Annotated in this window: 7 protein-coding genes, 1 other RNA gene and 1 pseudogene; 2 read left to right on the top strand and 7 right to left on the bottom strand. The window is 40.6% G+C overall.

The genetic code is table 11. From position 1 onward, the window contains the following. Positions 1-286: 286 nt before the first annotated feature. The 7 genes from rnpB to speD all read right to left on the bottom strand — a co-directional run bounded on the left by rnpB (position 287) and on the right by speD (position 7807). An RNA gene (gene rnpB, locus ACTWQL_RS23885) (RNase P RNA component class B) lies at positions 287-682 on the bottom strand. A gap of 71 nt (positions 683-753) precedes the next feature. Next, a complete protein-coding gene (gpsB, locus tag ACTWQL_RS23880) occupies positions 754-1059 on the bottom strand; it encodes a cell division regulator GpsB (protein ID WP_221565124.1) in 306 nt (101 codons plus the stop codon). A gap of 100 nt (positions 1060-1159) precedes the next feature. Next, positions 1160-1729, bottom strand: coding sequence for a DUF1273 domain-containing protein (locus ACTWQL_RS23875; protein ID WP_443144859.1), 570 nt, complete (start codon positions 1727-1729; stop codon positions 1160-1162). Positions 1730-2116: 387 nt separating this feature from the next. After that, the gene (locus tag ACTWQL_RS23870; protein ID WP_443144857.1) at positions 2117-2428 is read right to left on the bottom strand and encodes a spore coat protein CotH; all 312 of its coding nucleotides are present in this window, start codon (positions 2426-2428) and stop codon (positions 2117-2119) included. A 377-nt stretch (positions 2429-2805) separates the two neighbouring features. Continuing rightward, positions 2806-4053 carry a ribonuclease H-like domain-containing protein gene (locus ACTWQL_RS23865; RefSeq protein ID WP_443144856.1) on the bottom strand — a complete coding sequence of 416 codons (1248 nt, stop codon included), beginning with the start codon at positions 4051-4053 and terminating at the stop codon, positions 2806-2808. Further along, complete coding sequence (locus ACTWQL_RS23860; RefSeq protein ID WP_443144855.1) at positions 4037-6331, bottom strand: DEAD/DEAH box helicase; 2295 nt, start codon at positions 6329-6331, stop codon at positions 4037-4039. Before ACTWQL_RS23860 ends, ACTWQL_RS23865 begins: the two co-directional genes overlap by 17 nt. Before the next feature lie 138 nt (positions 6332-6469). Beyond that, the gene (speD, locus tag ACTWQL_RS23855; RefSeq protein ID WP_443144854.1) at positions 6470-7807 is read right to left on the bottom strand and encodes an adenosylmethionine decarboxylase; all 1338 of its coding nucleotides are present in this window, start codon (positions 7805-7807) and stop codon (positions 6470-6472) included. 212 nt (positions 7808-8019) lie between these two features. Between speD and ACTWQL_RS23850 the strand changes: the two are divergent. Then, positions 8020-9270, top strand: a pseudogene (locus tag ACTWQL_RS23850) (S-adenosylmethionine decarboxylase related protein); the annotation flags it as partial. Between the two features lie 103 nt (positions 9271-9373). Continuing rightward, complete coding sequence (locus ACTWQL_RS23845; protein WP_443144853.1) at positions 9374-9655, top strand: hypothetical protein; 282 nt, start codon at positions 9374-9376, stop codon at positions 9653-9655. Positions 9656-9708: the final 53 nt, after the last annotated feature.

Genomic DNA, 9708 nt, shown 5'->3' with positions numbered 1-9708 from the left:
CGACTTTTAAAGAAAACTTGGCGAGACCAAGCCTTTTGTAGGTCGAGCCTTAGTTGCCCTTATACTGAAGAAAGTATTTTATACTTTCTTTAAGTGCAAGAGCAACAAAGTTTGCGAAAACAGCCTAAAACAAAAATAATATTCAATAAAAGCGGAAAGATGTACATATAATTTTCCCTAAATTCACATGACTTTACCTGAATCACTAAAGGAATGTGTCATAATTGTTAGTGTCCAAAAGGCAAAATAAAAAAGCCCTCTTAAATGCGGGCTTTTGGTCATCTCGTTTTGTAAGCCATGTTCTGTTCCCCGTACTCAAGCAGAGCTTATGCTCCTCGTACGCAGGCGGTAATCATCTATCTCCAGATGTTCTCCAACATCTGCCCTTCTCTTCGTTCATTTTCTCCGAGAAGACTCCCCTACCATAATTTGGGTTTCTCGCTCGTGGGGTTTACCTCGTTCCACTCCTGCAGTTTCCTGCAGAACTTCGTCACTGTGGCACTTTCAAGGTATTCACACCATATCCGAAGACGTAGGTGTTTTCCCTGCCGTTAGTCCAGTCGGAACCAGACTACCCTGACTTATTTATTGATCAGGCACGAACACTACAGCCATCGCAGACTGTGCGAGCATGGACTTTCCTCTATACTTCAAAAGTGAAGTACAGCGATTACCCAAACGATATGACCTTTTTAGAGTCGAATTACATTATATCGTACGTTTGATTGCTTTTCAATGTCAATTAATCCCAAATCAATCGTAAAGTTTACTTCCGAAAACATGCTTTTCAAGATTGGATAGACGTTTCAAGATATCGTAGTTCGTGATTCCAGCACCATTGCTTTGTGTTTTCGTCTGTTCACCTGAACGCTGAAGTTCTTTTCTCAACTTCACATTTTCTTCATTCAAACGGTCAATTTCTTTGTGGAACTGTTCATAGTCTTTGATCACAATGTCTAAAAACTGATCGACCTCATCTTGATCATAGCCTCTGAAACCTGTTTTGAAATCCTTCTCTAAAATCTCTTTCGATGTCAATTGTACTCGTTTATTATCCATAATAAATGCGTCACCCCGTTTATAATTTCTATCATTCGTTTCATTTATAGTTGGTCTTTACCCAACATTATACCAAGTTTCACATAATATTCATCTGTTATTAGGTTACCCAATCATCACCATTTGATTTCTGTGATTCCTCAATATAATCATTTACGTCGAAAAAGGAAATTGACAATATAGGATATTCGTTACCAAGTTCTACATATTTGTGCGCCGTTCTTAAATAAAATTCCGGCGATCCTGGCTGATCAGCGTCATAGAGCACTAATAACCCATCCGTCTTTTCAATGATGAATTGATTTCCTGCTTGCAATTGGCCTGGATCTTCATATGGTCTTTTCGAAATGCTGTCCACGAAATCTGCTTGCGATACAACTTGATGGTAATATTGCTGGGTGTTCTCTTTCCATCTCTGCTCCTGGTCTTGAAATGGAGTCAAAACAGCAAGCTGCAGATCAGGATAAGTTTCCTTCAATTCGATGACTGCCTCGCCTGCCCACAACTCAACCCCGAGCTGTCCACTGATGACGACCCATTCCAAGCCTTCCTCCACCAGCTGGACGATGCGATTTTTAAGTACACCTTTTATGTAAGGTACAGCTTCATGCTTGTTCGAAAAAATACTAAGTTCATGTCCTTTGTATCCTGTCACTGCTAAAACCTTGATCATCCAATGACTCCTTTTGAAAGTCTCTGCTGATTCTAAGTTGGCCTTTCAATCCTACTATAAAGTGAAATTCCGTGTCTGTGCCAATATTTGGACTCCCTTTAAGTGTACCATATTATAAATACATAATTTGTTGAAAAAACATCGATTTATCGAAAAATATATGTTTTTTCGTATGGAACTTTGTCTGGATTTTAAGGATGTTTGTACTTTGGTACCGGAATTTTCTTGGGCAGATTGACGGTGCATTCCAATTACCTAACTTGGAATATTGATTTCCGATTTGGGGACTTATTTCCATATCGAGGTTCAAAATCTCTTCATCCATCACCATATCAAATCTACTGAAAAAGCGAACCGAATGAGCTCGGTTCGCTTATACTGATCTTACCAGCCCCAAGGGCCTCCGTCGTGGTGGTGTCCTCCACCATAGCCGTCGCCAAATCCTCCACCATAGCCGCCGCCGTGGTGACAGCCGCATTTCGGCTTTGGCGGGACCATGCAATGTTTGTGTTGCGTCGTACAGCACGATTTTGTACAATGCTTCTGCATATGCTTATGCTGTATGACGTTGTGGTGTACGTGCTCCTCGATCACTGGATGGATATGAGGCACGACTTTGTAATGGCAAAAATGCTTGACACACTTCTTCGGTGGATGGACCACCGGACACATCATTTGAGGTTTTTTACAATGCATCCCATAGATTCTCCTTTATGGTTTAGTTAATTGCTTAGTAATAATGTATGAGAGATCTATGAGACTTGTCTAAGACATTCGCCTTCTTTCACCGATATCCGATGAAAATGGTCAAGCACCTAAGTTCATGATATACACAGTCAAGCCGATCATAAGAAAAAATAAAACTACAATAATGTTGCGCACTGTCGGAATCCCCCTAAATATGTAAATGCTCCATTCCCTATTTTATGGTGATTCGACATTTTTTTCAATATTTCTATTACAAAAGACTAAATAATTTTAAAAACCCCCAAGTAGGCACGAAAAACATCGTTTTTTGCGCTTGCCCGGGGAATATCGACCATTTCTCACGTTTTTATTTCCCTACTATTGCCCTACCCGCATTTTCTTTCGAGACGGTTGATCCGCTTATTGAATTCGATTCGCTCTTTATCTTCATCGCGTCTTAAAATCCGTTTTGCCGACTTCCATGATTCATATCCTTTACGAGCATAAAACAACGCTTTCTCGAAGTCCTTAAAGTGATGTTCATGTATTTTCGAAAGCTCAACATAAGCTTCTAAATCATCTTCTGACTCAATGACAGATTTCAAATAACAGGCTGCTATATCGAGATCTTTTTCTTTCTTATAAAGGCTCGCCAACGCTTTTTTTGCCTTTAAGTCAATTGTTGTATCAATGAGTTTTTCATAACGGTATTTTGCTTCTAGCTTATCACCCAACGCCTCATACCATTTTGCAATCTCGAAGCGCTCTTGGTTAGAAAGTGTAGTATGGTTCTTATCTAACAAAACATTGGAGAGATGAGTATACAACGATATGAGCGTAAGGACATCAAGTTCATTATGTCTAAATACCCCTTCTAAAATCGAAGGATCCTTTTCCCGCAAATATTCAAAGTATAACATCGGCGCAAGATATCCTGGTGTATCTTCTGTCCTCTCGATACTAAGGAGTTCTTTTTCTACAATCGACAGGCGCAGTGACTCGAAAGACTTCTTCCAAACCCTGCGCGAACCATGTAGTAAATCGAAATGACCGAAAGACGGCAGCTTCGGAACCATATCACGGACGAAGGTGTGACGGGTCTTTACCTGCGGCCAATCAAATGTTTTTCCGTTATACGTCACTAAATTGGACATGTCCCGCATATCCGTTAAAAAATGATGATATAAGGCTACTTCGTTCCCGGGTCCGGGCAGGAAATACTGGCGGACCTGAATGTCATCTTCAAGTATTCTTGCGACTCCAAGCAAAAAAATCGTATTTCCTGCTCCACTGCCCAAGCCGGTTGTTTCCGTATCAAAAAAGAGGAGGTCTGCAGCTTCTCTGCCGTCGGCTGAAAGTGGATGGCTCTGCTCCCTTTCGTTCCAGCGCTTGATGACATCATGAAGATCTTGAACGGTGTACTGCCCGATTTTGTGGCCTTTTGAATAGTTTTTTTCACGGATAATACAATGTTGATCATCAAACGCTACTGTTTTTGCTTCGAATGGAGCCCAAATTGAACCATGCTCCCCGGTCTCCATTTTCACTGGTTTTTGTTTCTGTTCCGAAGTTGATTCTGAACCGACATGTGTCAGCTGTTTTTTAAAACGATTCAATTTATTTTGAAGTGACATAATTGGAATCGTTCCTTCCCTCTTTCAAAAATTTCAACGCAAGACTTTTGACATCTATATACTGCACTTCATTCCCTACGCACGATGGACACCCTTTATCACATGGGCAACGTTCTATCACATGTTCCGCCTCACTGATAATTTCAGATATATTTTCATAAACGTATTCACTGAGACCGATGCCACCAGGATAGCGATCGTAGAAGAAAATCGTCGGCAGCTGTGAATGAGAAGCTTTCACTTGCGGGACGACATGAAGATCGCTCACATCACACATGACGAATAATGGAGCGACATGACGCATGACATTCGAAATACCTACAAGACCTTCTTCAAGTTCTTGTCCAGATAGTCCCTCAACCATTTCCTCAGAGAAACTGATCCATGAAGCGGAAGTATGGAGCTCTTCCTCAGGCAGCGTAATAGGGCCCGAACCGATGTTTTCATGGGTCCCGAACTTGATTTTTTTGAAAATCGTCGCCATCGCATTTACAGTTACATCTCCAAATGCGACCTGAGAATCCATATAGATCTTCTGTTTATCTTCTTCAAGCACTTTCAACGAAACAGCTAAATTTGCATCCGTGTAGTAATCGACATCGACTTCACGGACGTACGCCTTTTTTTCTTCATAATCCAGTTTCTCAACTTGATATTGAATACCTTGATGCAGGTAGATCGCTTCCTCGTGGAGCAATGTCATCGAACTGAACCGGTCCATTTCACCGATTACTTTTACATTCGCTACGTCTGTCTGGTCGATGATGACAACGTTCTCCTGTGAAGCCGAACGTAAACTGATGTTATGTGCAGGAAACGAATCGTTCATCCAATACCAGCGATCTCCTTGTTCATGCAGCACACCCTCTTCAGTCAAGAAATACATGATATCATCGATTTCTACTCCATCAAAGCTCTCTCCATTTTTAAAAGGTAGTTCATAGGCTGCGCATTTCAAATGATCCACTAAGATGATCAAGTTGTCGGGGTTGATTCGAGCTGTTTCTGGATTCCTGTTGAAAAAATAGTCAGGATTCTGGATGATGTATTGGTCAAGTGGTGTAGAACTTGCGACAAGAACCACGACGGATTCATCCTGTCTCCGGCCAGCGCGTCCTCCCTGCTGCCATGTACTTGCAATCGTTCCAGGGTAGCCATTCATGACACAGACTTGAAGTTGTCCGATATCCACACCTAATTCGAGAGCGTTCGTACTCACAACACCCATGATCTCTCCGCTACGAAGCCCCTGTTCGATTTCACGGCGCTGCTTCGGAAGATATCCACCGCGATAGCCACGAATCGTTTTGTTACCTATTTTTCGTTGAATCAATTCTTGCAGGTAGGTTAACAAGATTTCAACTCTGACCCGGCTTCTCGCAAAAACGATCGTCTGGATTTCATTTTCCAAAAACAAAGAAGCAAGCCTTTTCGATTCAAGCGTTGCACTTCTTCGTATGTTCAATGGCTTATTGACAATCGGCGGGTTGTAGAAAACGAAATGCTTCTTCCCAACCGGTGCTCCGTTGTTATCAATCAACCGCACTTCATCTCCTGTCAATTTTTCAGCAAGCTCTTTCGGATTCGCAATCGTTGCTGACGTACAGATAAATGTCGGATTACTTCCATAATACGAACATATCCTTTTTAGACGTCTCAATACATTGGCGAAATGGCTTCCAAACACACCTCTATATGTATGAAGTTCATCGATGACAATGTATTTCAGGTTTTCAAACAAGGATACCCACTTCGTATGATGAGGTAAAATCGCTGAATGCAGCATATCCGGATTCGTCATCACTACATGACCGGCTTTACGAATCACCTGTCGGATATTCGAAGGTGTATCTCCGTCGTATGTGTAGCTTTTGATGTCGATACCGATTTCCTCGATCAATTCATTGATTTCACTCTTTTGATCCTGGGCCAAAGCCTTTGTCGGAAACAAATATAAAGCTCGGCTGTTATCATTCTCTGCAACTTCCTGAAGGACAGGAAGGTTATAACAAAGCGTTTTACCCGAAGCGGTCGGGGTGACAGCAACGAAGCTTTTATGAGAACGTGCTGCTTCAAATGCAGAATATTGGTGTGTGTATAATGAAGAAATCCCTCTGTTTTCTAATGCTTTACGAATCTTCGGATGAATCTGTTCAGGAAAATCGACCGATCGTCCTTCTTTTTCGGGAATCGTTTTCCAAAGGGCGATATTGGATGCAATCGTTTCATCTTGATTCATAACTTTAAGGATTTCGTGTAAGCTCTTACGAATTTTCATTCCGTTCACTCCATTCTAGTACTTCTATTTTAGCGAATAAACGTTCGTAAGAAAAGGGGGCCGTTCTTACCACTCATATTATCAATTAATCATAACAATAAAAATGTAAAAAAGCTCCCAAATAGGAACTTTTAAATACTAATTCGCACGCTCATAATTACTCAATGATTTTTTGTACAGTTCATGCAAAGTCAGTGATTTCATTGAATTGCTTAGTGCGTCTTGTTGTTTTTTTAAAACTTCTTCCGTAAAAGTGAATAAATGCTGCAAGTCTTCCGGCAATGTATTATGCGCTGCAGTTATGAGCAAATTAGATCTATCGATTTTCTCGGGTGAAGCGAGGTGGAAACCCCAAAAGCCGAAGGAAGGAACAATAACCTGATAAGGCTCTGTTTTCAAGCCTGCGCTTTTGAACGTCTCACCGATCGACCAGAATACTTCAGGTGCATCTTCTGGTGAATTGGATTGACATACGATCATTCCACCTCTTCTCAATGACCTCGATATATCCTTAAAAACTTCAGTGGTGTATAATTCAGCCAGCAGGCTATTCACCGGATCAGGAAAATCGATGATGATGACATCGTAAGCGTTTTTATTTTTTGCGAGATACCGTTTTGCATCATCAATATGGACAGTGACACGTTGATCCTGGAAGGCACCTTGATTCAAAGAAATCATTTCAGGAATCGTACTTGCGAATTTGATCATGACAGGATCGATATCTACTAGGTCAACCTTTTTCACTTCAGGATACGCCAATACTTCACGTAAACCAAGCCCATCACCACCACCAAGAATCAAAACATTCTCTCTACTTCCAGCCAATGCCATGGCAGGATGGATCAAGGCTTCGTGATAACACCTTTCATCCAAAGAACTGAATTGCAACTCCTGATCAAGGTATAACCGGATATCGTTCGCCTCCATCAATAAGATGTCCTGGAAATCACTCTTTGATTGGTGGATTTTTTGAAACTTTCCTGTAAGAATTTGTTTCAATTGGATCTGATCCCATGTGTTCCCTTTGTTCTTTCTGAACTGTTTTAGCGCCTCTTTCGGAGAGTTAGAATCGCTGTCAACTAGATCTGCGGTAGGTAAACAGATATGATTCATTTCAGGGAATTCACCTATTTCGCTTCCCCGCTTCAATTCATAGAGATTCACATTCTCTGACCCGAGCTCCTTTAACAATACATCTACCTCAGAGCGTAATTCCTGGTTTCCACATGTATACAGATCCATTGCTGCATAACCATTTTCAGGCCAAGTGTGGATTGAAAAGTGAGAAGTCGAAATCACAATCGTACCTGTAACGCCATGGGGCTCGAATCGATGAAAATGACTGGAGATGACCTCCATACCGAGTGCATCGATTGCCCTGAGCAATAATTTTTCCAGCTTGTCCGCATCATCAAGAATCTTACTTTTGCAACCAAATGCGTCCAAGATTATATGTTGTCCGTTTTGCTTCAAATCGTTTCACTTCCTTTTAAAATCTATCAATTTTTATAGCACTACATCACTATATGATAGAAATCGAAAAGAAGATTGTGCGCTTATCACTCTTGCAAATGTTTTACTCAATACAATAGGAAAATAGGTCATATTTGAGAGACATCAGTACAAACCTTCCCTACTCCTGATTCATAGATTATAAAAAACTGATAGAGTGGTGAGTAGGTTTAATGAAAACTGAATACGAAGCTATGACGATTTTAGGAAGTACAGGCGGGGTCGCAAAGTCGTATCTCTCTATTTTGAATAAAGCGATTCGTGATCATCGTGATCCCCTCTTTACCTTTCTGAACAATTGTGAACTGTATTTGATCGACCGGAACCAGAAAAGTGCATCTTATTATGCAGAGCTGTACCCGAATCTGCTTGATCGGATCATATTGCATGAATTTAAATTGACTGATGATGCAACCTTTAATAATCACCTAGAAAAGAGCCGTACTAAAATAGTTGTTGACCTCTCATGGGCTGATACGAACGAAATGCTTGCATGTTGTAATCGCCATGGTGTCTATTACCTTAACTCTGCATTAGAAAATACAATGATTGATGATAATGAAGAACTATTCAGGGGGTTTCCATTAGCCGAGCGACTGATACATTTTGAAGCTGTAAAAGAGCAGTTCAATGGTACGACTGCAATCATCGGGTCAGGAATGAACCCAGGAGTCGTTCAATGGATGGCAATTGAGTTGATGATTCATATCGGGGAAAGGCTGCTTGGCTGCTATATCGTGGAAGAAGACACTTCATTTTATACCGGACAAGCTGATGTGAAAGAGGATGTTGTCTATACCTCTTGGTTACCTGAATGCTTTCTTGATGAAGCGATCATGAGCTACCCTATGTTCATGAAAAACAAAACTCCCCTTTACTTATATCATCAACCATATGAGCTAGGTTTCAATGTTACATTGGGTGAGAAACAATTCGAAGGCTGCTTGATGCCGCATGAAGAGGTTTACACTCTTGGTACACGATTCAATATCGAAACCGGATTCATTTACAAAGTGAACGATCATACGACAAACTTGATCAGGAATAATCTTTCAGACGTTGATCGAATTTGGGATTTTGAAATGGAAGTACTCGATCCTTCCAAATTACCACTTGATGGGGAAGATCTGGTCGGAGTCCTTTTGGTATATGATACAAGAGAAGTTTATATGTATAATGTGATGGACAACGGGAAGATTTATGATCAATTTCAGACGAACGCTACTTATTTTCAAGTTGCTTGCGGTATTTATTCAGGAACTTGCACTTTATTGCTAGACCATATTGAAAAGGGGATCTATTTTGTTGACGAGTTGATGCTTCAAACAAATTCTCGTTATGGAAACTATTTAAAACATTATATGAAGGACTTTGTAATTGGAGAAAATCAACTTACAGAAGGACTTCTTCTGGACCGGAAAAGAGTCGATCGTAAGAATTTAACAGGGTGTAGTCGAGAGCACATTCAAATCTATCAATCTAGCATATATTTAATAGTATCGATACTGAGAGGAGGCCCTATTTTTAATGCCAAAAAAACACCATCTCAAAAAACATGATCATAAAAAAAGATTTGAAAATAAGAAGGACTGTTGTATTAAGATCGTCAATATCTATATCAAGGATAGTAAAATCATCAAAGATTATTACACTGCTTCTCAAGGCGGACAAATTGCCGGAAAATATGGTATAAATGCTAACCAGGGAGGTCAGATAAACGTCAAAGGCGGTCAAAACGCAAATCAGGCAGGACAGATCGCTAAAAAAGGTGGAGAGAACAATCCGAAGGAATTTAATGTTGAAAATTGAGGAAGCGAACTTATTCGGGAGAGTCGTTGAACCCTCCCGATTTATTTCCTTTT

Origin of the sequence: Pseudalkalibacillus sp. R45 (genome assembly GCF_052246725.1) — a bacterium.
Classification (GTDB): Bacteria; Bacillota; Bacilli; order Bacillales; family Fictibacillaceae; genus Pseudalkalibacillus.
The sequence above is the reverse complement of the archived record's forward strand: the minus strand, read 5'-3'. Positions and strand labels throughout refer to the sequence as shown.

Bases quoted from the DNA above. Each gene is read 5' to 3' on its own strand.
- ACTWQL_RS23845 (WP_443144853.1), top strand. From the start codon at position 9,374: ATGCCAAAAAAACACCATCTCAAAAAACATGATCATAAAAAAAGATTT.
- ACTWQL_RS23865 (WP_443144856.1), bottom strand. From the start codon at position 4,053: ATGTCACTTCAAAATAAATTGAATCGTTTTAAAAAACAGCTGACACAT.
- gpsB (WP_221565124.1), bottom strand. From the start codon at position 1,059: ATGGATAATAAACGAGTACAATTGACATCGAAAGAGATTTTAGAGAAG.
- ACTWQL_RS23870 (WP_443144857.1), bottom strand. From the start codon at position 2,428: ATGCATTGTAAAAAACCTCAAATGATGTGTCCGGTGGTCCATCCACCG.
- ACTWQL_RS23860 (WP_443144855.1), bottom strand. From the start codon at position 6,331: ATGAAAATTCGTAAGAGCTTACACGAAATCCTTAAAGTTATGAATCAA.